Source organism: Curtobacterium sp. MCBA15_012, assembly GCF_001864935.2.
Lineage (GTDB): Bacteria > Actinomycetota > Actinomycetes > Actinomycetales > Microbacteriaceae > Curtobacterium.
The window spans coordinates 1,407,007-1,429,042 of record NZ_CP126267.1 but is presented as its reverse complement, the minus strand read 5'-3'; the positions used below and the strand labels follow the sequence as shown (position 1 = coordinate 1,429,042).

Sequence of the window (22,036 nt, the reverse complement as noted above, 5' to 3'; positions counted from 1 at the left end):
CGGCCGACCCGACTCATCCTCGAGATCGAGATCGGGTAACGACCGGTGCGTCAGCGCGGGCCCGACCAGGACGGCTTCGTAGAATGCCGCCGATGACCACCAACGCCACGGACCCCATGATCGGTCGCATGATCGACCAGCGGTACCGCGTGCGCTCGCGGATCGCCCGCGGCGGCATGGCCACGGTGTACCTCGCGACCGACGTCCGGCTCGAGCGCCGGGTCGCGATCAAGATCATGCACGGACACCTGGCCGACGACCAGGCGTTCCGGGAGCGCTTCATCCAGGAGGCCCGGTCGGCCGCCCGGCTCTCCCACCCGAACCTCGTCGGCGTCTACGACCAGGGTGCCGAGGACGACACCGCGTACATCGTCATGGAGTACATCCCGGGCATCACGCTCCGGGACCTCCTGCAGGAGCACCACGCGCTCACGCCCGAGCAGGCGACCGACATCCTCCGGGCCGTCCTCGCCGGTCTCGCCTCGGCGCACCGCGCCGGGATCGTGCACCGCGACCTCAAGCCCGAGAACGTCCTGCTCGCCGACGACGGGCGCATCAAGCTCGGCGACTTCGGGCTCGCCCGTGCGACGACCGCGAACACCGCGACCGGCGCGGCGCTCCTCGGCACCATCGCCTACCTCTCCCCCGAGCTCGTCACCCGCGGGTCCGCCGACTCGCGCAGCGACATCTACGCGCTCGGCATCATGCTCTACGAGATGCTCACCGGCGAGCAGCCCTACAAGGGCGACCAGCCGATGCAGATCGCCTACCAGCACGCCAACGACACCGTGCCGGCCCCGAGCGCGTCGACGCCCGGGATCCCGCCGGAGCTCGACGACCTCGTGGCCTGGTCGACGGCCCGCGACCCCGAGGACCGACCCCGCGACGCCCGCGAGATGCTCGACCACATGTCGGGCGTCCAGCAGCGCGCGACCGGGCAGTACCGCACGGCCGTGCTGCGCCCCGAGAACGCGACCGCGATCCTCCCGGCCGGTGCCGTCTCGCCGTCCTCGATCGGCTCCGCGCCGGACTCGGGCGACGCGACGAGCGTCATCCCCCGCGCCACCGCCGACGCCCCGTCCGCCCCGGTCCGTCGCGGTGCTCCCGGCCCCCGCCGCACCGGCTCCCAGCCCGGCGCGCTCTCCCCCGCAGGACAGCGCCTCGCCGACAAGTCCGCCAAGCGTCGACGCCGCGGGTGGATCGTCCTCACGATCGTCGTCGTCCTCGCGGTCCTGGCCGGCGTCGTCGGCTGGGCGTTCGGCCCCGGCCCGTGGGGCAACGTCCGCATCCCCGAGGTCGCGGGCAAGTCCGTCTCCCAGGCCCGGCAGCTGCTCGAGGCGCAGGGCCTCCGGACCGCAGCGGCCACCGCGAGCCGGTTCGACGCGGTCGTCACGCGCGGCCAGGTCTCGACGACGAAGCCCGCAGCAGCACGCGAGGTCCGCAAGGGCACCTCGGTGCAGATCGTCGTCTCGGACGGCCCGCGGATGATCACCCTGCCGGCGATCGTCGGCCAACCCGTGTCCACCGTGACCGCGGCGCTCGACGACGACTTCCAGCTGCAGGACGACCGCTACGAGTTCTCGGCCGACGCGCCGAAGGACACCGTCATCGCCGCCACCGGGGTGGGGACCGACGGCCAGACCGTCGACCTCGCCCAGGTGCCCGAGTACGGGGAGCGCGGCCCGGTGACCCTCACGGTCTCGCTCGGCCCGGTGCCGGACGTCCGGGGCAAGACCGTCGCCGACGCGTCGACGACGCTCGAGAGCGTGGGACTGACCCTCGGCGAGCAGACCCAACGGTACGACGACTCGGTGCCGAAGGGGCAGGTGATCTCCGCCGAGGCCGAGGGCTCCCCCGTCGTGCAGGGCAGCGCGGTGAACGTCGTCGTCTCGCGCGGTCCGACCCCGATCACGCTGCCGAACGTCGCCGGCAAGACGATCGACGAGGCCACCGCCACGCTCGAGAACCTCGGGCTCGAGGTCTCGGTCCCGGAGTGCACCAACCTGCTCTGCCGCATCGGCGACTGGAAGTCGGTCCTGCCGGTGTCCTCCACCGACCCGGTGCAGGGCACGACCGTGCACCGCGGCGACACCATCACGCTCCGCTACGACCTCTAGCCACCGGCTCGCGCGGGGCGCGGCGTCGGGCGCCGCCGTGTGGCGCGGGGTGCGCCGCCGTGCGGCGCGGGTGCGCCGCCGTGCGGCGCGGGTGCGCCGCCGTGCGGCGCGGGTGCGCCGCCGTGCGGCGAAGGCGACAGTCCTCGTCCTCCCGGCGCCGACGTGTCCGCGGAAACGACAGATCGCCGCGGATGGTCCGCGGCGATCTGTCGCTTTCGCGAACAGGCGGGCGGGGTGGGTCGGACCGGGCGGGGCCAGGGCAGGCAGGCCGGGGTGAGCCGGACCAGGCGGGCCGACGGCCGGCGCGTGGGGCGCGACCACACGACGGACGGGAGGCGCGGTGCCGGCTGGCACCGCGCCTCCCGTCCGTCGTCGGGTCGCGTCGGGACTACGCGCGCACGTACGGGTGCGCGCCGAGCTCCTCGGCCACGAGGAACGCGAGCTCGAGCGACTGCATGTGGTTCAGGCGCGGGTCGCACAGCGACTCGTAGCGCGTCGCCAGGGTCGCCTCGTCGATCTGCTCCGAGCCGCCGAGGCACTCGGTGACGTCGTCACCCGTGAGCTCGACGTGCATGCCGCCCGGGTACGTGCCCACCTGTCGGTGCGCCTCGAAGAAGCCGAGGACCTCGTCCACGACGTCGTCGAACCGGCGGGTCTTGTAGCCCGTCGGGGTGGTCAGACCGTTGCCGTGCATCGGGTCGGTGACCCAGAGCGGGTTGGCTTCCATGCCCTTGATCGCCTCGAGCAGCTTCGGGAGCTCGTCGCGGATCTTGCCGGCGCCCATGCGGGTGATGAACGTCAGGCGCCCGGGCTCGCGCTCGGGGTCGAGCTTCTCGACGAGGGCCTGCATGTCGGCGACCGAGGTGGTGGGGCCGAGCTTCACGCCGATCGGGTTCCGGACACGGGACAGGAAGTCGACGTGTGCGCCGTCCAGGTCGCGCGTGCGCTCCCCGATCCAGATGAAGTGGCCGGAGGTGTCGTACGCCTGGCCGGAGCGGGAGTCGATCCGGGTCATCGGGCGCTCGTAGTCCATGAGCAGACCCTCGTGCGAGGCGTAGAACTCGGTGTGCTTGAGCGCCTCGAAGTCGGCACCGCAGGCGTCCATGAAGCGGATCGCGCGGTCGATCTCCTTCGCCAGGTGCTCGTACCGGGCGTTGGCCGGGTTCGACGCGAAGCCCTTGTTCCAGGAGTGCACCTGGCGCAGGTCGGCGAACCCGCCCTGCGTGAAGGCGCGGACGAGGTTCAGGGTCGACGCGGCGGTGTGGTACCCCTGCACGAGGCGGCGCGGGTCGGCGCGGCGGCTCTCCGGCGTGAAGTCGTAGCCGTTGACGATGTCGCCGCGGTAGGCGGGCAGCGTGACGTCGCCGCGGGTCTCGAAGTCGCTCGACCGGGGCTTGGCGAACTGTCCCGCCATCCGGCCCATCTTGATGACCGGCATCGAGGCGCCGTACGTCAGCACGACCGCCATCTGCAGGATCGTCTTCACGCGGTCGCGGATCGAGTCGGCGGTGGCACCGGCGAAGGTCTCGGCGCAGTCGCCGCCCTGGAGCAGGAACGCCCGGCCCTGGGCCGCGGCGGCGAGCCGGTCGCGCAGCTTGTCGACCTCGCCCGCGAAGACGAGCGGCGGGAGCGTGGCGATCTCGGCCGAGGCAGCCTCGGCCTCGGCGGCGTCCGGCCACGTCGGCTGCTGCTTGATCGGCAGGGTGCGCCAGTGGTCGAGGCCCTCGATGACGTCCGGATCGTGCAGGGCGACGGGGTCGAGCGTCTCGGGCAAGGCGGTACCTCGGAGTTCTGGGTTCCAGACCTGGTGGGACAGGTCGTCCGGCGGGTGCCGGGGTCCTCAGATCCTAGCGGGCGGCCGGACCCCGACGGGTCTGCATGACCTGTTCGCGTGCGGAGCTCGCGCGCTCCTTGACGCTCGTGGCGTAGACGTCGACGTACTCCTGGCGGCTCAGGCCGGCGAGCTCGTGCATGACCTCGTCGGTGACGCTGCGCAGGATGAAGCGGTCGGTCTCGAACCCCTCGAAGCGCGAGAAGTCGAGCGGCTTGCCGAACACGACGCCGACGCGCTTCGGCTTCGGGAACCGCTGCCCGATCTGCTGGACCTCGCGGGTGCCGATCATCGCGACCGGGACGACCGTGACGCGGCCTTCGAGGATCATCCGCGCGATGCCGGTGCGCCCGCGGTAGAGCTTGCCGTCGGGGCTGCGCGTGCCCTCGGGGTAGATGCCGAGCTGCTCACCCCGGGCGAGCACCTGGAGGCCGGTGTGCAGCGACGCCTCGGACGCCTTGCCGCCGGACCGGTCGATGGGCAGCTGACCGATGGCGTTGAAGAACGTCTTCGTGGCCCAGCCCTTGAGGCCGCGGCCGGTGAAGTAGTCGCTCTTCGCCAGGAACGAGATGCGCCGGTCGAGCACCGCGGGCAGGACCACCGAGTCGATGAACGAGATGTGGTTCGACGCGAAGATCACGGGCCCCTTCGCGGGGACGTGCTCGCGGCCGATCACCCACGGGCGAAAGAGGGTGAGGATGAGCGGGCCGAGCAGGAAGTTCTTCAGCAGCCAGTAGGTCATCATCGACTCCAGTTCGCGACGGACGTGCCGGTGGGACCCTACGCCGTGCGGGCGTGGATGCGGGCGAGGTCGGCGGCACCGACGACGCCGGCGTCGTTGACCAGCTCGGCGATGACGAAGTCGGGCTCCGGGTGGTACCCGCGGGCCGGGAGGTTCGCGAGGTACGCCTGCTTGATCGGCTCGAGCAGCCGGTCCCCCGCGCTCGCGACGCCGCCGCCGAACACGAAGAGCTGCGGGTCGAGCACGGCGGAGAGCGAGGCGCACGCCTCGCCCAGGTGCCGGCCGAGGCGGCGCAGGGCAGCGAGGGCGCCCGGGTCGTCGGCGAGGATGAGGTCCCCGACGATGCCGCCGTCGAGCTGCCCGCCGTTCTGCTCGCGGGCGTCGGCGAGGGCCGAGCCGATGCCGCCGGCGTCAGCGACGTCGTTCGCCATGCGCTGCAGGGCACGACCGGAGCCGTACTGCTCGATGCAGCCGCGCGCACCGCAGCCGCAGGGCAGGCCGTTCGGCACGATCCGGAGGTGACCGATCTCGCCGCCGGTGCCGAATCCACCGCGGAACAGGCGGTCCTCGGTGACGATGGCCCCGCCGACACCGGTGCCGATCGTGAGCATGGTCATGTCCGACACGAGCCGACCGGCGCCGAAGCGGAACTCCGCCCAGCCCGCCGCGTTGGCGTCGTTGTCGACCGTGATGTGCAGGTCGCCGAGCCGCTCCTGCAGCTTCTGCCGCAGGGGCTCGTTCCGCCACCGGATGTTGGGCGTGTAGTAGACGATCGACTGCGAGGCGTCGATGAAGCCCGGCGCCGCGACGCCGACCGCTCCCACGTCGTGGGCGGCGCGGAGACGCGTGACCATCGTCACGACGTCGTCCAGCATGGCGTCCGGGTCAGCCGCGTTGGTGGCGACGCGGTCCTCGGCGAGGATCTCGCCGAGCTCCGTGACGACCGCTCCCGCGATCTTGGTGCCCCCGATGTCGATTCCGATGGCATGCACGAGCACCGAGCCTACCGCCTCCCTGCACCCGACCGGGACGGCGGCGGACCGGGCCGCCGGGCTCCACGGCGACCACCCGCCCGGTTCGCACCGGATCCCCGGCTGCTCGCCATATGCTGATCGGGACACCTCGTCGCTGAGGCGTCCTCGAATCGAACCGGCCGACAAGGGAGTCAACCGTGAACGATCAGCGGCAGCCCGCACCCACCTCCGCACCCGACCACGGGTCAGCGGCCCGCCTGCTCTCGGAGCGGGCCCGACGCACGCCCGACCGGCACATCCTGGCCGAGCGCCACGGCGACACCTGGACGCCGATCACCGCGTCGGACGTGCTCGCACGCGTGCGCGGCATCGCCAAGGGCTTCGTGGCCGCCGGCCTGCAGCCCGGGTCGCACGTCGCGATCCTGTCCCGCACGCGGCTGGAGTGGACCCTCGTCGACTTCGCGGTGTGGACCGCCGGCCTCGTGTCGGTCCCGGTCTACGAGACGAGTTCGCCCGACCAGGTGCGCTGGATCCTGTCCGACTCCGAGACCGTCGCGATCGTGGTCGAGCAGGAGGAGCACGCGCGCCGGGTCGCCTCGATCGCGCCGGACCTGCCGCACCTCGGCCAGCACTGGACGATCGACGGCGGCGGACTCGACGACCTCGTGCGGCTCGGCGAGACCGTCACCGACGCCGAGCTCGACGCCCGCACCGCCGACGTGCACGGGCACGACGACGCGACGATCATCTACACGTCGGGCACCACCGGGCGGCCCAAGGGCTGCGTCCTGCGGCACGACAACTTCACCGCGACGGTCGAGGGCGCCACCGAGGCCATGCCCGAGGTCGTCGCCGAGGGCTCGTCGACGCTGCTGTTCATCCCCCTGGCGCACGTCTTCGCGCGCTTCATCGCGGTGATGTCGGTGCACACCGGGGTCCTCGTCGGCCACGAACCGGACACGCGCGACCTCATGCAGGCGGTGTCGACGTTCCGCCCGACGTTCCTGCTGGCGGTCCCGCGCGTGTTCGAGAAGATCTACAACTCGGCCGAGCAGAAGGCCGACCTCGGCGGCAAGGGCAAGGTCTTCCGCGCGGCCGCTGCGGTCGCGGTCGCGCACTCCGAGGCGGTGGCCGCCGGCCGCGTGCCGTTCGGCCTCCGCGCCCGCTACGCGCTGTTCGACAAGCTCGTCTTCTCGAAGCTCCGCGCGGCGATCGGCGGACGGGTCGAGTACGCGATCAGTGGTTCCGCGCCGCTCTCCCCGCGGCTGTCGCACTTCTTCCGGTCGATCGGCGTGAACATCCTCGAGGGCTACGGACTGACGGAGACCACCGCGCCCGCCACGGTCAACCGTGCCGCCGAACTCCGGATCGGCACCGTCGGACGGGCCCTGCCGGGCGTCGAGGTGCGGATCGCCGACGACGGCGAGATCCTCATCCGCGGCGTCGACGTCTTCGACCGGTACTGGCACAACGAGGAGGCCACCGCGAAGGCGTTCGCCGACGGCTGGTTCCGCACCGGCGACCTCGGACGACTCGACGCCGACGGCGTGCTCACGGTCACGGGTCGGGCCAAGGAGCTCATCGTCACCGCGAGCGGCAAGAACGTCGCCCCCGCCCCGCTCGAGGACGGCATCCGCGAGCACCCGCTGGTCGGCCAGGTGGTCGTGGTCGGCGAGGGCAAGCCGTTCGTCGCCGCCCTCGTCACCCTCGACCGGGAGATGCTGCCCGGCTGGTGCCGCTCGCGCGGCATCGACCCCGTGCTCACCGCGCGCGAGGCCGCGTACGACGAGCGTGTCCACCAGGCCGTGCAGGAGGCGATCGACGCCGCGAACCAGCGCGTGTCGCGCGCCGAGTCGGTCCGGTCGTTCACCGTGGTGGACACCGAGCTCACCGAGGCGTCCGGGCACCTCACGCCCAAGCTGACGATCAAGCGCGCGGTCGTGATGAAGGACTTCGCCGCGGAGGTCGAGCACATCTACTCGGGGTCTGCGGTGCAGACCACCGCGACGCCGGTCGTGACCTCGCGGCGGCGACGCGGCTGACGGCCCGTCAGGGCCGGGGCGACCGCCTGGAGGCCCGGTGCCGGTCCGTCGGGCCGGCACCGGGCCTCCAGGCCGTCACCAGCACGACCGGCGGCCGGTCCCGGGACCGGCACCGGGTCGCGCGGGCGGTCCCGCGGACGACCGGCGGCCGGTCCCGGGCCGGCACCGGGTCGTGCGGTCGGTCAGGCGGACGACCGGCGGCCGGTCCCGGGACCGGCACCGCGCCTCCCGGCCTGCGCCCGGACGGGCTGCCGGACGGCAGCGGACCCGGTGCCGCTCGTGGGAGGGGCACCGGGTCCGGTCCGTGCTGGGCTGTCCGCGGGGCACGACCCGCGCGGGGTCAGCGCTGCGGCTCCTGCGACGCGTCGGCGACGTCGAGGACGGCGATCGAGGAGGTCGCCACCGGGGTGGGGTCTGGGCGACGGTTGGTGCGGGTGCGGTGCGAGCTGAGCTCGTCGTTCTGAACGGTCATGCGGGGTGTCCTGATGGGGGTGGGGTGACGCGTCGGTGGGTGCCGACGCGGACACCGTACCTCGCGTCGGGCCCCCCGTGGCAATCCCGCGAAGGGGTGTCACGGTTCCCCGCACGCGAACGTGCGGTGTCGGTGCGCCCTCGGCTCCGCCGGGTCACCGGCACGCGGTCAGTGGAACCAGTCCTGCGACCGGATGTCCCGCAGCGCCTGCCGTCGGAGCTCGGGGTCGAGCGTCATCACGTAGACCGTGCCGTCGAGGTGGTCGACCTCGTGCTGCAGCGCCTCCGCCATGAGGCCGTCGCCCTCGAGCACGACCGGCTGGCCGTCGACGTCGACGCCCTCCACGCGGGCGTGCGGGTGGCGCCGGGTCGGGTAGGCGAGGCCGGGCACCGACAGGCAGCCCTCGTCCATCAGCTCGGGCTCGCCGGAGACTGCGACCACCTCGGGGTTCAGGACGTACCCCACCACGCCGTCGACGTTGTACGAGAACGCCCGGAGCCCGACGCCGATCTGCGGCGCCGCGACACCGGCCCGACCGGGCTCGCGCACGGTGTCGAGGAGGTCCTGGACGAGGTCGCGGATGCCCTGCGAGCCGAGCGCGGCCGGCGCGATCGGGTCGGCGGGCGAACGGAGGACGGGATCACCGAACAGGCGGATGGGACGGACGGTCACGTTGCTGCAGCACCACCAGGAGGTCGTCGACGGGCGCGCACGGCACCGTCGGGGTCGCGGGACGGCCGTCGGTACCGGTCGGCGGCCGCGTGTTCCTTCACCTCGACCACGCCCGGACGGACCGGTCCGTCGGTGGCCGTCGGGACCCGGTGCAGACCCTGCCGGACGGCGGCCGGGACGGCGATCCGCCCTCCGTCGCGCGACGGGGAACCTGCTGGACTCGACGACCCTCCCAGCGCGGGTTGAGGTGTCACAACCCTAGTGGCGGTAACGTGGCTCACCGTGCATGTACTCAGCGTGAGCTCCCTCAAGGGTGGTGTCGGCAAGACGACGGTGACGCTCGGCCTGACTTCGGCCGCGTTCGCCAGGGGACTGCGCACGCTGGTGGTGGACCTCGACCCGCAGTCCGACGTCTCGACCGGCCTCGACATCGACATCTCCGGCCACCTCAACGTCGCCGACGTCCTCGAGAACCCGAAGGAGAAGATCGTCCGTCAGGCGATCGCACCGTCGGGGTGGACGAAGGGCTCGCAGGGCAAGGTCGACGTCCTCGTGGGCTCCCCCTCGGCGATCAACTTCGACGGGCCGCACCCGTCGATCCGCGACATCTGGAAGCTCGAGGAGGCACTCGCCAACGTCGAGCAGGACTACGAGCTCGTCCTCATCGACTGCGCGCCGTCGCTCAACGCCCTCACGCGCACCGCGTGGGCCGCGTCCGACCGCGTGACCGTCGTCACCGAGCCGGGCCTGTTCTCCGTTGCCGCCGCCGACCGTGCCCTCCGCGCGATCGAGGAGATCCGCCGCGGTCTCTCCCCCCGCCTGCAGCCGCTCGGCATCATCGTGAACCGTGCCCGCGTGCAGTCGCTCGAGCACCAGTTCCGCATCAAGGAGCTGCGCGACATGTTCGGGCCGCTCGTGCTCTCCCCGCAGCTGCCGGAGCGCACGTCGCTGCAGCAGGCGCAGGGTGCCGCGAAGCCGCTGCACGTCTGGCCCGGCGAGTCGGCGCAGGAGATGGCGCGGAACTTCGACCAGCTGCTCGAGCGCATCATGCGCACGGGCAAGATCGGTCCCTACGCCGACGGTGGCGGGGCCGGGGCTGCCGCGGGGGCCGTCACGGCGTAGGGCGCGCGGGGGCGGCCTGTCGGCCGTCCTGCGGTCGTCTGGCCGGCTTGCCGGTCGGCGTCGGTCGACAGCGCCGAGCGGGCATCTTCCGTCACGCTCGCGGCCCGCGGGCGACGTACCGCGCCCGCGGCACGACACGCACACGGCACGTCGTGCTCGCTCGTGCCCGACGGCGGACGACGGGCGGGGCCCAGCTGAACGAGCCGTTCCTGTCACGCTCGCGGTCCGGCAGCGACGTGCACCGCCCACACGACGACGCGCACGCGGCACGTCCTGCTCGCTCGCCCTCGCTCGCTCGCTCCTTCCCGACGGCAGACGACGGGCGGGGCGGCCCTCAGCCGAACGGGCCGTTCCTGTCACGCTCGCGGCCCGGCAGCGACGTCGACCGCCCACGCGACGACGCGCACGCGGCACGTCCTGCTCGCTCGCGCTCGACGGTGCGTCCGGGAGGCACGACCTCCGTTGCGACGGCGGGTCACGACCGCGGGTGCTCGGCTCGCAACCGGGTCGCCTCGATCGCCCGGCTCACCACCGGGACGCCTCGATCGCCCGGGTCGCGTTCCGGCTCGCCCGGGCGGCGTCACTGGCTGATCCAGCTCGCCCGGGCGGCGTCACTCACTGATCCGGCCCCCAAGGTCCTGGACCCCGATCCCGACCGCGTACTGCCAACGCCGTCGAGCGAGCAGGACGCGCCGCACGGGTTCCGTTGAGCGCGCGGAATCCGGCGCGTGCGCACGTCCAGGGTGACGGATGTGGCGCGCTCAGGAACGTGCGTGCGTTCAGGGTGACGGATGTGGCCCGCTCAGGAACGTGCGTGCGTCGAGGGTGACAAGTATGGCGCTCAGGAACGTGCGCGCTTCGGGCGTAACGGACCGGACGTGGCACTCGCGGACGGGCGCGGCGCGGGTGACCCGGTCGGATCAGGAAGCGCGCGATGCCCGGCGGGCGGCGAGCTCGTCGTCGGGGTCGGCAGCCGGGGTCGCGTCGAGCTCGACGAGCGAGCTCTCGACCTCGCGCAGGACCTTGCCGACGGCGATGCCGAACACGCCCTGCCCGCGCGAGACCAGGTCGATGACCTCGTCGTCCGACGTGCACAGGTACACCGAGGCGCCGTCGGACATGAGCGTCGTCTGGGCCAGGTCGGAGACGCCGGACTCACGGAGCTGGTTCACGGCGGTGCGGATCTGCTGGAGCGAGATGCCGGTGTCGAGCAGTCGCTTGACGAGCTTGAGGACGAGGATGTCGCGGAACCCGTAGAGCCGCTGCGAACCCGACCCCGCGGCACCGCGGATGGTGGGCTGCACGAGCTCGGTCCGGGCCCAGTAGTCGAGCTGGCGGTACGAGATGCCGGCGGCTCGGGCGGCGACGGTGCCGCGGTAGCCGTTCTGCTCGTCGTGCTCGGGGAGACCGTCGGTGAAGAGCAGACCGAGGTCGTACCGAGTCATGTCGGACTCGGTACCGGGGGTGTCAGTCCCACTCATGTGCATGCCTTCCACGACGTTCGAGCTCCCACCCGAAGGTTCAACGACGGGTTGAGAGTTGTTCCGGGGTCCACGGTAGCGACTCGGGTGCTCCGCACGCGGCACATCCGGCTCGGCGCGTCCGGCGTGTCGAGGATACGCCCCGACCGCCGACCGCCGACAGGGGCGGGAGCAGTCACGACCGGCGCGGATCTGCTGCTCATGCGTCGAGACGACCGATGGCCGACCGGATGAGACTCGACCGGATCACCTCGAGCTGGGCGGCGATCTCGCGGGCCATCTCGGTCGCCTTGGCGCGCGACGTGGCGTCCCCGCGGCGGGAGACCGGCATGAGCGCCGACTCGATGAGCCCGACCTCGCGCTCCGCGACGCCGCGCATGCTGCGCAGGTGGCGCGGTTCGATCCCGGTGCGCTGGAGGTCGACGAGCGCCTTGAGCACCGCGACGGCGTCGTCCGTGTAGGTGTCGGCCGCGGGTAGCAGCGACGCGGAGACGGCGTCGGAGAGCAGCATCGGCGACGCCCCGGCGGCACGGACGGTCTCGTCACGGGTGTACCGACGCTCGCGGCCCAGGATCGAGGGCTTCGGTGCGTCTCCCCCGCCCGGCAACACCGGATCGCGCCCGGCGTCGAGGTCGGCCAGGTAGTCCTTGATGACCTTGAGCGGCAGGTAGTGGTCACGCTGCAGCCCGAGGACGATCCGCAGCCGGTCGACGTCGGCCGCCGAGAACTTGCGGTACCCGCTCGCCGTGCGCACGGGAGTGACCAGCTCGCGCTCCTCGAGGAAGCGCAGCTTCGAGCTCGACAGGTCGGGGAACTCGGGCTTGAGACGAGCGAGGACCTGCCCGATGGTGAGCAGGTCCGGGACCGCGGCACCGGTGAGGGCCGCGGCGGACCGCCCGGCCACTACGCGTTCGCCAGGCGCGCCAGGTCGACCCGTGATGCGTAGAACGTGAGGCGGAACTTGCCGACCTGGACCTCGGCCCCGTCGGTGAGCAGCGCTTCGTCGATCCGGACGCCGTCGAAGTACGTGCCGTTGAGCGAGCCGTTGTCCTTGACGCTGAAGGCGGTGCCCTGGCGGAGGAACTCGGCGTGCTTGCGGGACACCGTGACGTCGTCGAGGAAGATGTCGGCGTCGGGGTGCCGACCGACCGTCGTGACGTCGGAGTCGAGGAGGAACCGCGCGCCCACGTTCGGACCGCGTCGGACCACCAGCAGGGCGGAGCCGGAGGGCAACGCGTTGATCGCGTCGCGTTCCTCGACCGACACCCCGGACTCGGGGGTGAGTGCCGCCCCCATGTCCATGCTGAAGGTCAGGGTGGTGTCGACCAGCCGCTGCTCCGGGGTCTTCTGACCGCCGTGCTGCGGGACCACTGGATCTGGCATCGTGGACCTCCTCCTCTTGGCGCCCCAGCGTATCGGAAACCGGTGACCGTGCGGGAGCCCCGAACGAGGCTGTGGAGAAAGCGACAGCCGACGCCCAGGGAACGCATCGAAGATGCCCGCCCCGCACACCGACGACGGACAGGTACCCGGCCGCTCCGACCGGTCGGTCAGCGCCCCCGCGCGAGCAACCAGAGCAGGTACGGCGCGCCGACGACCCCGGTCACGACGCCCACGGGCAGCGCGTTCCCCGGGATCGCGAACTGCGCCACGAGGTCGCTCGCGAGCGTGACCACGGCGCCGACGGCCGCGATCGGCCCGAGGGCGACCCGACCGTTGCCGACGAGCCGTCGGGCGATCGGCGCGGCCATGAGCGCGACGAAGGACACCGGCCCCGCGGTCGCGACCGCCCCCGCGGTCAGGCACACGGCGGTGAGCAGGAGGAGCACCTTCGCGCGGTCCGGCCGCAGTCCGAGCGCGGCGGCGACGTCGTCCCCGAGCGCGAGCACCGTGAGCCGGGGGGACTGCAGCAGGGCCGCCGTGAGCAGGACGACCACCGTGACCGCGAGCACGCCGACGAGCGTCCGGTCGACGGCGTTGAGGCTACCCGAGAGCCAGAGGAGCGCGGTCCCGGCCTGCTGCACGGACCCGGAGGTGAGGAGCCAGCCGGTGACGCTCAGGCAGACCGCGGCGACGCCGATGCCGACGAGGACCACCCGGTTGCCGGTGATCCCCCGCCGCCAGGACAGCGCGGCGATGACGACCGCGACGAGCACGGCCCCGACCACGACGGCCGCGAACAGGGTGCCGCCGCTCGCACCGAACAGCACGATCGCGGTCAGCCCGGCGGCGCTCGCCCCGGACGTCACCCCGATGACGTCGGGGCTCGCGATCGGGTTCCGCACGACGCTCTGCACGATGCCGCCCGCGACGCCGAGCGCCGCGCCGACGAGGACCGCACCGGCGACCCGGGGCCCGCGGAGCTGCCCGACGACGAAGTCCGACACGGTGTCGCCGTGCCCGACGAGCGCTCCGGCGACCTGGAGCGGGGACAGCGGGATCTCCCCGACGCCGAGACCGACGAGCACGAGGGCCACGAGGAGCAGGAGGACCCCGCCGAGGACGGCGACCTCGCGACGGACGGCGGTCACAGGCCGGTCACCACCCGGGCGCGCACGAGCCAGATGAACACCGGGGCACCGATGAGCGCGGTCACGATGCCGACCTGCAGCTCCCCCGGGTACGCCACGAGACGGCCCACGACGTCGGCGACGAGCAGGAGCGCGGGCGCGACCAGGGCGGACAGGAGGATCGTCCAGCGCTGGTCGGATCCGCTCAGCCGACGGACGGCGTGCGGCACGGCGAGGCCGACGAACGCGATCGGCCCCGCGGCGGCGACCGCCGACCCCGCCAGCAGGACCGTCACGACGCCGCCGACGACGCGGACGAGCACCACACGCTGTCCGAGCGACGCCGCGAGCTCGTCGCCGAGCGCGAGGGTGTTCAACGAGCGCCCGAGTGCGGCGGCGACGACGAGTCCGACGAGCACCGGCACGGCGATCACCCCGGCGGTCCCGAGGTCCTTGCCCGCGAGCGCCCCGACCTGCCAGAACCGCAGCTGGTCGAGCAGGCTCTGGCTCGTCACGAGCACCGCGGTGGTGACCGAGGACAGGGCGGCCGCGACGACGGCCCCGGCGAGCGCGAGGCCCACGGGCGACAGGCCTCTGCGGGCGACCGCGGCCACGCCGTAGACGAGCAGCGCGGCGAGCCCGGCGCCGACGAACGCGAAGGGCAGGTAGGCGGCGGTCCCGCTGATCCCGAGGACCGCGATGCCGACGACGACGGCGAGTGCTGCACCGGCGTTGATGCCGAGCACGCTGGGGTCGGCGAGCGGGTTCCGCGTGACGCCCTGCATGACGGCGCCGGCGACCCCGAGCGCGGCACCGGCGAGCAGCCCGACGACGGTGCGGGGGACGCGGTTGCCGAGGACGATCAGCCCGACCTCGTCCTGCCTGCCGGGGTGCAGCAGGGTGTCGACCACGGTCCCGAGCGGGATCGGACGGGACCCGAGGGCGACCGACAGTGCGACGGCGACCAGCAGCACGACCACGGCGAGCACGGTGGCGAGGACGAGACGGCTGCGCGACGCCGGTGCGGATCGCGGGCGGCGTGCGGGGGTTCGGGAGGAGGACGTGCGCATGGGCGGTGTCGTCAGCCTAACCGCGGCCGCCGAGCCGGACCGGTGGGGCGGGTCCCCCGACCGCGCGGGCACGGACGACGACGGCCGGGGACGAGGTGCCCGCACGGTCGTCGCCGCGTGCGGCCTCCTCGTGGCGAGCGCGGAGGTCACACGTGGCTCGCTCATAGGGTCGTCATGGGTTCGGCTCCTGTACTTGCTCCATCGACACCCGCCCGGGTCGTCGAGGACGGATCGACACCGGCGGCGCGAGCCCCGGGTCGGCGACGGACCACCGGAGAGCACCGATGAACGAGACCACGAACCCCGCACCGGCCGACGACCAGCACGGCCTCGGTCAGCACGACGCCGACCGCTCCGCGACCGCACAGCCGGCCCCCGGTGCGGCACGCGGACCGTGGTCCGGACCGGAGGCGCCGCACGCCGACCGGGCCTCGCTCCGCGCGGCGTACGCGTTCGACGGCAGCGGCCCGTGGCTGTACGGCCAGGACGGCTCCGGCCCCTACGCCTACGCGTCGGACGGCCGCGGTCCCTTCCTCGTCGGGAGCACGGCGCTCGGCGGCGTCGGCGGGCCCGGTACGGCCGGCTCCGGGACCACGACGCCCGGCACGGCCGCGGGCTCCACGTCCGCGGGGTGGGCGACGGCGGCCGCGAGCGCGGACCACGCCTCCCCCGCGTGGGGCGGCACCGCGGACCGGCGTGGCCGGAGGCGCCGCCTCGGCCTGGCGATCGGCTCGGGCGTCGCGGCCCTCGCGATCGTCGGTGCGGCCGGCGGCACGGCGTTCGGCCTGTCCTCGCAGCACACCACGACCACCTCGAGCCAGTCGCAGGGGTCGACGACCCTGCCCGGCACCGGCACCGGCAGCGGCTCCGGCACGAACGGCTTCACCGTCCCCGGGGGCGGGAGCGGCACGGGCGGCAGCTCCGGCACCGGTGGCAGCACCGGCAGCGGGACCGGCACCGAGTCCGCCGCGACCCCGGCCACCGCGGCGCAGCAGCGCGGCGTCGTCACGATCGACACCGTCGTCGGGTACGACGACTCGTCCCGCGCGGCCGGTACGGGCATGGTGCTGACGGCGGACGGCACGGTCCTGACGAACAACCACGTCGTGCAGGGCGCGACGAGCATCACGGCCACCGACGAGACGACCGGGAAGCAGTACACCGCCCAGGTGGTCGGGACCGACGCCACGCACGACGTCGCCGTGCTCCGGTTGCAGGGCGCCTCCGGCCTGTCGACGGTGACGCTCGACGACGACGGCGAGCCGCGGACCGGCGACACCGTGACCGACGTGGGGAACGCGGGCGGGACCGGTGACCTCGTCGCCGCGCAGGGCACCGTGACCGCACTCGGTCAGGACATCCAGGTGCAGAGCGAGTCCGGCACCGGGACCGAGTCGCTGCAGGGCCTCATCGAGGTCGCCGCGGACATCGTGCCCGGCGACTCCGGCGGCCCGGTCGTCGACGCCGAGGGCGAGGTCGTCGGCATGGCCACGGCCGCGTCCTCCGGCTCGGCCGACGTCACCGGCTACGCGATCCCGATCGCGACCGCCAAGGCGATCGCCTCGCAGATCCTGTCCGGCGAGGCGTCCGACACCGTCACCATCGGCCTGCCGGCGTTCCTCGGCGTCGAGGTGTCCTCGGCGCAGGGCACGGGGACGGGCGTCGCGGTGGCGGGCACCGTCGAGGGCTCCGGCGCGGCCGCTGCCGGTCTCGTCGCGGGCGACACGGTGACGAGCCTCGACGGCACCGCCGTGACGAGCAGCGACGCCCTCACCGCCGCGGTCCGCACCCACGCCGTCGGTGACCGCGTCCAGGTCGGCTACACCGACGCCACCGGTGCGGCGAAGACCGTGACGGTGACCCTGACGGCCGGCCCCGCCGCCTAGCCGCGGAGCGACGGCCGCCCCGGACCGGGACGACCGCCGCCGACCCGGTCAGGGCGTCAGGGCGTCAGGACCGCGCGCACCACGCTCCGGTACACGTTCGCCGGGGAGTCCGTCCGGAAGGCCGTCTCCCCGGCGACCGTGCGTCCGACGCGCGCGAAGCCGTGACCGGCAGCGTGCACGATCGTCACGGGCTCCGGGCGGCCGGGACGGCGCAGGTGCGACACGGTCCACGGAGCGGCCCAGAAGCGGGCGAGGCGGGGGTCGCCGTCGGCGACCGCCGGCGGCAGGTCCGGCACGTCGGGTCCGCCGCCCGCCCTGCGGGCGAGCAGGTCGGCCCGGAGCGACCCCGTGCGGAACGGGAAGGTCCACGTCGGACCGATGCCGAGCCGCCCGGCCAGGAGCGCGACCGTCCGCTCGGGCGGCAGGGACGCGACCACGACGTCGTCGGCACCGTCGACGACGGTGTCGGACCAGGCCTGGAGGCGCGTCCTGCGCCCGTCGGGCAGCTGCTGTTCCAGGGTGACCGGCTCGGTGCCGTCCTGCCAGGGCACGAGGAGCGCCTGCGTCGGCTCCGGCAGGGTGCCGAGCCGGCCGACCAGGCCGGCCTCGACGAGTTCGCGGCCCGCCTCGGTGCGGAGCACGGTCGGGTTCCAGCGTCGGCCGACGAGCCCCTGGAGCGTCCCGAGCGCGGCCGCGCTGATGCGCGGACCGGCGAGGGGCGGCTCGGGCGGGGCCTCCGGGAGCGGTTCGAGCTCCCGCTGCGGTCGTGCCGGAGCGGGCTCGGTGGCCCGCACGCCGTCGAGGACCGCGAAGACGAGGTCGTCGGTCGCGAGCAGGCGCGCGAGCGGGCGCTCGACCGTGACGTCGACGCGGTGCCGACCGGTGACGAACAGCAGGTGGGCGCCGGCGACGTCGCGCTCGTCGTCCGGGCGCACGTACTCGACGAGGCGCGCGGGGGCACCGGCGGCCGTCCAGGCGTCGCAGCCGACCAGGCGGAGGCCCTCGACCGAGCCCGGGAGCCGCTCGAGCAGACCGGTGTGCTCCTCGGCGATGGTGCGCTCGCTCGGGCGGGACCGCACGGTGAGCACGACGTCGTCACCGGTGAGGCGGAGGTCCGCCTGCGGGTGCTCCTCGCGGCGCCAGTGGTCGGGGCGGCGGAGGGTCAGCCGGGCGGTCCGGTCCTCGGTGCCGAGGGGGACGGGAGCGGGCATGCCCCGAGGCTACGGGTGGGGTGCTGCGCGGACGGACGCGGCTCGCCGGGAGCGTCCGGGACACGAGGTCGGGCGGTGGTGGCTCACGGTGCCCGGCGGGGTCGGCGCTCGGGTGGCGGTGGCACGGGCTTCGCGGCCACGACGTCGTCGAGCGGGACCTCGACCGGGCCTCGGCGGGTGTCGACCGTGACGGTCGACGCCGTCCGGGCCGTCAGCACCCCGAGGGCGTCCCGGGCGCCGTCACCGTGCCGGGCGCGCACGACGAGCCGGTCGCCGAGGGCCGCGGCGCGGAGCACCGCGAGGGCGCGGGACCGGGCGAGGGCGTCCTGGTCGGTCGCCGCCGGGGGTGCGACGGGACCGGTCGGCGCCGGCGGACGGGCCGCGGCGTGGTCGACCCCGCCGCCCGTCGCGCCGCCCGTCGCGCCGCCGGTCGTGTGGTCGCTCGGGTGGTCCTGCACGCTCCCGACGGTAGCGGGCGCGGTCCGGGTCGCGCCGGGTCGGCACGCCTAGGGTGGACGGATGGACAAGGCACGCGTCGACAGCTGGATCTGGGCGGTGCGGATCACGAAGACCCGCTCCGCGGCGACCGCGGCGTGCAAGGCCGGCCACGTCCGGGTGAACGGCGAACGCGCGAAGCCGGCGCAGACGGTCGGTCCGGGCGACGAGGTCCGCGTGCGCCAGGCCGGGTTCGACCGGATCGTCGTCGTGACGGGGATCATCCTCAAGCGCACGAGCGCGCCCGAGGCCGCGAAGCACTTCGAGGACCGCACGCCGCCGCGGCTCCCCCGTGAGGAGGCCGGGTTCGTCCCGATGCGCGACCCCGGGACCGGGCGGCCGAGCAAGCGGGAGCGCCGCGACCTCGAGAAGCTCCGCGGGTACTGAACCCCCGCAGTCCGGTCAGCGTGGCCCGGTCGGTCCGGTCCGGTCGGTCAGACGAAGCGGACGGTCTGCTGCATCCGGTCGCGGACGTCGAACACGTCGACGCTGCCCTCGGGCGACCACACGCCGCTGAGCACCTGACCGAGTGCGCTGCGCCGGACCACGAACGCCGTGGGCTTCCGCGGGGAGCCGACGACCTGCACGTCCTCGTCGACGGCGCCGTCGGGGACGACCAGGAGACGCCCGGTGAAGCGGACCCGCGTCTGCTTCTGCACGGCTCGGGCCGCGCGTACGAGTTCCTTGACCGGCCGCTCCCCCGGTGCGAGCGTCTCGCCGACGACCTCGCCGTGCTCGATGCGCACCGGACCGCCCCAGTCGATCGACTCGACGGCCCAGAGCCCGCTCGGGGTGAGCACCGCGTGGTCGAGCTTGCCCTCGGCCCCGGCGTCGAGGTCGTGCCACACCGTCACGCCGATGCCCATGCCGGCGACGATCGCGGCGGTGGCCTCCTCTGCCAGGGCCTCGCCGAGGAGGCGCCGGACGTGCCGCGGGGCGGAGCGGACGAGCGCGGGGTCGTACGGGTCCTCGATCGGGTCGCCGAGGCCGACCCACTCCCGCTCGGCCTGCAGGAACACCTCGCGCGACCGACCGCCGGGGTGTCCGTGGGACCGCGCCCGGGGGCGGGAGTCGCGACGCGCTGCCGGAGGTGCGTACTCGTCGCGACCGGAGCCGTCCCTCCAGACCGAGGAGCCCGACGGACCGGACGCGCCCTGCCCGCTCGTGGCGCGCGATCCCGCGTCGTAGGCCCGGCGTGCCGCGGGCGTGCCGATGCGTTCCCAGGCGAGCTGCACCTGGCGGAAGCGTCGGGGGTCGCCGCCGAGGTCGGGGTGGGACTCGCGGGCGGCGCGACGGTAGGCTCGGCGCAGGTCGTCGTCGTCGGCGGTCGCGGGGACGCCGAGGACCTCGTAGGGGGTGGCGTCGGCCGGGCTGTCGGTCATGGCCCTGCGACAGTACCCGAGGCGGGGTCGGAGCCGGCCGCGTGCGGGCTGCACGGCGGCTGGACGCCTGCCGCCGGTCAGGGCGCGGTGACGGCGTCCCGGATCGCGTCGGCGTTCGCCTCGAGGTACGCCACGTCGGCGCGGTAGAGCTCCGCGTGCCCGTGTTCCAGGTCGCTGACGAACTTCGGGTTGCCGGCGGCGGCCTCGGTCTCCATCGTCGTGACGAGGGCGACGAGGGACGCCGTCATCGTGTCGACGAGGACACCGCGCGACCGGTCGTCCAGGCCGTAGGCGCGGCAGAACTCCGCGGCACGGGCGAGCCGCTCGCCCAGGGACGGTGCGGTGCTCCCCTCGACGACGCCCGTCGTGAAGGGGGCGAACCGGTAGACGGCGCTCGCGACGTCCCAGACCCGCGGGCCGGGGTGCGCGGTGTCGAAGTCGATGAGGCCGCTCGCGGCGATGCCGTCGTAGACGCAGTTGTAGGGGGCGAAGTCGCCGTGCACGATCGTCTCGACCGGCAGCCGCTCGGCCTGCGACCAGACGTCGGCTGCGCTGCGCGGGTACGTGGCGGCGGCGTCGTGGTACTGCCGGAGCAGCCGGGCCGAGGTGACGAGCGCGGCCTCGCTCGCGATCTCCGCGGTCCACGGGTAGTTGCCCGCGGTGCCCGGGACGAAGGTCACCGTCTCGAGGACGTCGCCGAGGGCGATCGGTTCCGGTGCGGCGACGAAGCCCTGCTCGTGCAGGTGCGCGAGCAGGTGGTGCACGGTCGGTGTCCACGGCCCCGCAGGACGGTGGACACGGTCGTCGGCTCTCGTGACGCGTTCCATCGTGGACCTCCTGTCGGCACGTCTCCGTCGACGTGGGGGCCAGCGTACCGGCGACGGGGCCCCGGTGGGCGATCTGGTCGCGATCCGCGGTCAGGGCGTCGCGGGAGCACCCTGCTGCCCCCACCCGCGATCGCGGTCAGGGCGTCGTCGGAGCGCCCTCGTGGTCCTGCTCGCGGAACCACCCGGGGCCGCGCACCTCGGCACCGAGCGCCTCGACGCGGGACCGCAGGCCACGGTCCGCCGTGACCACGACGACGGGCGCGTCGCCCGCGTCGACGGCGGCTCCGGCGGCCGCCACGATCGCGTCGTCCCCGGACCCCTCGGCACGCACGACCTCGACCGCGCCCGCGGCGTCGGCAGCGGCACGGGCCTCGCCCTCGAGGACCACGGTCCACCGCGGCCACCACCGGGTGAACCCGAGCCCGAGCGACGCCGCCGGCAACCCGGCCGCGGCGAGCGCCGTCACGGTGTCGAGCAGCCGTCCGGCCGCGCCCGCCCGGTCGCGCCACCACCCGTCCGGCACGCTGCCGACGACGTTCGCGGCGTCGACGACGACGTGCGGGGTGGTCGGCACCGCGGCACGGAGCGCGGGCCAGGAGGCGCCGAACCCGGGGTGGAGCGGCAGGTCGTCGACCTCGTCGACGGGCACCCAGGACAGCGCGAGGCTCTCGCGGTCGGCGATCACCGGTTCGAAGGGCCGGGAGGCGCGCCCCACGACGGTCGTGTAGGTCCAGAACCCCAGGTCGAGCACGGACGTGTGCCGCAGGGTGACGCCGTCGGCCGGCACGCCGGCCTCCTCGGCGGACTCGCGGAGCGCCGCGCGCACGGGGTCCTCGCCCTGGTGGCGGGCGCCGCCCGGGATCCCCCAGGTGCCGCCGTGGTGGCTCCACTCGACGCGGTGCTGCAGGAGCACCCGTCCGGCGCCGTCGTCGACGAGCAACCCGGCGGCGCCGAAGCGGCCCCAGGCCTTGGTGCCGTCGGGTCCGACCGCCCAGGCGTCCCCGGGGTCGCGGGGGCCGGGTGGCGGTCCGGGAGGCGTTGCGCGCTGCACCCGTCAACCCTGGCACAGGGTCCCCCGGGTCCGTCCGGCGAGGTCGCTGGACGTCACCGCGCGGCCCGTCCCCCGACCGGAGGACCGGGCGCGGACCGAGCGCGGGCCGGGCGGCGGGCCGGACCACGGGCCGGGCGGCGGACCGGTGGTG

The 22,036-nt window shown here is 74.2% G+C and carries 20 protein-coding genes; 5 read left to right on the top strand and 15 right to left on the bottom strand.

Translation table 11 applies throughout. The features are described 5' to 3' along the window. The first annotated feature begins 92 nt into the window (after positions 1 to 92). A complete protein-coding gene (pknB, locus tag QOL15_RS06595) occupies positions 93 to 2,117 on the top strand; it encodes a Stk1 family PASTA domain-containing Ser/Thr kinase (protein WP_071247392.1) in 2,025 nt (674 codons plus the stop codon). Between the two features lie 388 nt (positions 2,118 to 2,505). Here the strand turns inward: pknB and QOL15_RS06590 are convergent, their stop codons facing one another. From QOL15_RS06590 to QOL15_RS06580, 3 genes are all read right to left on the bottom strand, one after another. Further along, positions 2,506 to 3,891 carry a class II 3-deoxy-7-phosphoheptulonate synthase gene (locus QOL15_RS06590; RefSeq protein WP_071247395.1) on the bottom strand — a complete coding sequence of 462 codons (1,386 nt, stop codon included), beginning with the start codon at positions 3,889 to 3,891 and terminating at the stop codon, positions 2,506 to 2,508. 73 nt (positions 3,892 to 3,964) lie between these two features. After that, positions 3,965 to 4,690 (bottom strand): 1-acyl-sn-glycerol-3-phosphate acyltransferase, encoded by a 726-nt coding sequence (locus QOL15_RS06585; protein WP_065964873.1) that lies wholly within the window; start codon positions 4,688 to 4,690, stop codon positions 3,965 to 3,967. Positions 4,691 to 4,728: 38 nt separating this feature from the next. After that, on the bottom strand, positions 4,729 to 5,682 hold the full coding sequence (locus QOL15_RS06580; RefSeq protein ID WP_065964879.1) for an ROK family protein: 954 nt from the start codon (positions 5,680 to 5,682) through the stop codon (positions 4,729 to 4,731). A gap of 179 nt (positions 5,683 to 5,861) precedes the next feature. Here QOL15_RS06580 and QOL15_RS06575 point away from each other — a divergent pair, with 179 nt between their 5' ends. Further along, positions 5,862 to 7,706, top strand: a complete 1,845-nt coding sequence (locus QOL15_RS06575; RefSeq protein ID WP_065964875.1) for a long-chain fatty acid--CoA ligase — start codon at positions 5,862 to 5,864, stop codon at positions 7,704 to 7,706. 340 nt (positions 7,707 to 8,046) lie between these two features. On the opposite strand, the gene QOL15_RS06570 is transcribed toward QOL15_RS06575, so the two are convergent. After that, positions 8,047 to 8,178 (bottom strand): hypothetical protein, encoded by a 132-nt coding sequence (locus QOL15_RS06570; protein WP_290439187.1) that lies wholly within the window; start codon positions 8,176 to 8,178, stop codon positions 8,047 to 8,049. Between the two features lie 168 nt (positions 8,179 to 8,346). Beyond that, the gene (locus tag QOL15_RS06565; RefSeq protein WP_065964877.1) at positions 8,347 to 8,850 is read right to left on the bottom strand and encodes a peptide deformylase; all 504 of its coding nucleotides are present in this window, start codon (positions 8,848 to 8,850) and stop codon (positions 8,347 to 8,349) included. 282 nt (positions 8,851 to 9,132) lie between these two features. On the opposite strand from QOL15_RS06565, the gene QOL15_RS06560 reads away from it, so the two are divergent. After that, positions 9,133 to 9,972, top strand: coding sequence for a ParA family protein (locus tag QOL15_RS06560; protein WP_071247497.1), 840 nt, complete (start codon positions 9,133 to 9,135; stop codon positions 9,970 to 9,972). A 920-nt stretch (positions 9,973 to 10,892) separates the two neighbouring features. Here QOL15_RS06560 and QOL15_RS06555 read toward each other — a convergent pair. From QOL15_RS06555 to QOL15_RS06535, 5 genes are all read right to left on the bottom strand, one after another. Then, on the bottom strand, positions 10,893 to 11,453 hold the full coding sequence (locus QOL15_RS06555; protein ID WP_065964365.1) for a MerR family transcriptional regulator: 561 nt from the start codon (positions 11,451 to 11,453) through the stop codon (positions 10,893 to 10,895). A gap of 199 nt (positions 11,454 to 11,652) precedes the next feature. After that, positions 11,653 to 12,357 (bottom strand): MerR family transcriptional regulator, encoded by a 705-nt coding sequence (locus QOL15_RS06550; protein ID WP_065964341.1) that lies wholly within the window; start codon positions 12,355 to 12,357, stop codon positions 11,653 to 11,655. Next, complete coding sequence (locus tag QOL15_RS06545; RefSeq protein WP_071247397.1) at positions 12,357 to 12,836, bottom strand: FHA domain-containing protein; 480 nt, start codon at positions 12,834 to 12,836, stop codon at positions 12,357 to 12,359. The genes QOL15_RS06550 and QOL15_RS06545 overlap by 1 nt, the downstream gene beginning before the upstream one ends. A gap of 167 nt (positions 12,837 to 13,003) precedes the next feature. Next, complete coding sequence (locus QOL15_RS06540) at positions 13,004 to 13,984, bottom strand: iron chelate uptake ABC transporter family permease subunit (protein WP_071247399.1); 981 nt, start codon at positions 13,982 to 13,984, stop codon at positions 13,004 to 13,006. Continuing rightward, positions 13,981 to 15,033, bottom strand: a complete 1,053-nt coding sequence (locus QOL15_RS06535; RefSeq protein WP_071247402.1) for an iron chelate uptake ABC transporter family permease subunit — start codon at positions 15,031 to 15,033, stop codon at positions 13,981 to 13,983. The genes QOL15_RS06540 and QOL15_RS06535 overlap by 4 nt, the downstream gene beginning before the upstream one ends. Before the next feature lie 284 nt (positions 15,034 to 15,317). Here QOL15_RS06535 and QOL15_RS06530 point away from each other — a divergent pair, with 284 nt between their 5' ends. After that, the gene (locus tag QOL15_RS06530) at positions 15,318 to 16,919 is read left to right on the top strand and encodes a S1C family serine protease (protein ID WP_083393992.1); all 1,602 of its coding nucleotides are present in this window, start codon (positions 15,318 to 15,320) and stop codon (positions 16,917 to 16,919) included. 56 nt (positions 16,920 to 16,975) lie between these two features. Here QOL15_RS06530 and QOL15_RS06525 read toward each other — a convergent pair whose 3' ends face one another. Continuing rightward, the gene (locus QOL15_RS06525) at positions 16,976 to 18,130 is read right to left on the bottom strand and encodes a hypothetical protein (protein ID WP_071247404.1); all 1,155 of its coding nucleotides are present in this window, start codon (positions 18,128 to 18,130) and stop codon (positions 16,976 to 16,978) included. 83 nt (positions 18,131 to 18,213) lie between these two features. Then, the gene (locus QOL15_RS06520) at positions 18,214 to 18,588 is read right to left on the bottom strand and encodes a hypothetical protein (protein ID WP_254784118.1); all 375 of its coding nucleotides are present in this window, start codon (positions 18,586 to 18,588) and stop codon (positions 18,214 to 18,216) included. A 61-nt stretch (positions 18,589 to 18,649) separates the two neighbouring features. On the opposite strand from QOL15_RS06520, the gene QOL15_RS06515 reads away from it, so the two are divergent. Further along, complete coding sequence (locus QOL15_RS06515; RefSeq protein WP_065964352.1) at positions 18,650 to 19,012, top strand: RNA-binding S4 domain-containing protein; 363 nt, start codon at positions 18,650 to 18,652, stop codon at positions 19,010 to 19,012. Between the two features lie 47 nt (positions 19,013 to 19,059). Here the strand turns inward: QOL15_RS06515 and QOL15_RS06510 are convergent, their stop codons facing one another. From QOL15_RS06510 to QOL15_RS06500, 3 genes are all read right to left on the bottom strand, one after another. Then, positions 19,060 to 20,007, bottom strand: a complete 948-nt coding sequence (locus QOL15_RS06510) for a DnaJ domain-containing protein (RefSeq protein WP_071247406.1) — start codon at positions 20,005 to 20,007, stop codon at positions 19,060 to 19,062. Positions 20,008 to 20,084: 77 nt separating this feature from the next. Next, the gene (locus QOL15_RS06505; protein WP_065964356.1) at positions 20,085 to 20,834 is read right to left on the bottom strand and encodes a phosphotransferase enzyme family protein; all 750 of its coding nucleotides are present in this window, start codon (positions 20,832 to 20,834) and stop codon (positions 20,085 to 20,087) included. A 136-nt stretch (positions 20,835 to 20,970) separates the two neighbouring features. Then, entirely contained in the window at positions 20,971 to 21,885 is a 915-nt protein-coding gene (locus tag QOL15_RS06500; protein WP_071247408.1) for an NUDIX domain-containing protein, read from the bottom strand. Positions 21,886 to 22,036 lie beyond the last annotated feature (151 nt).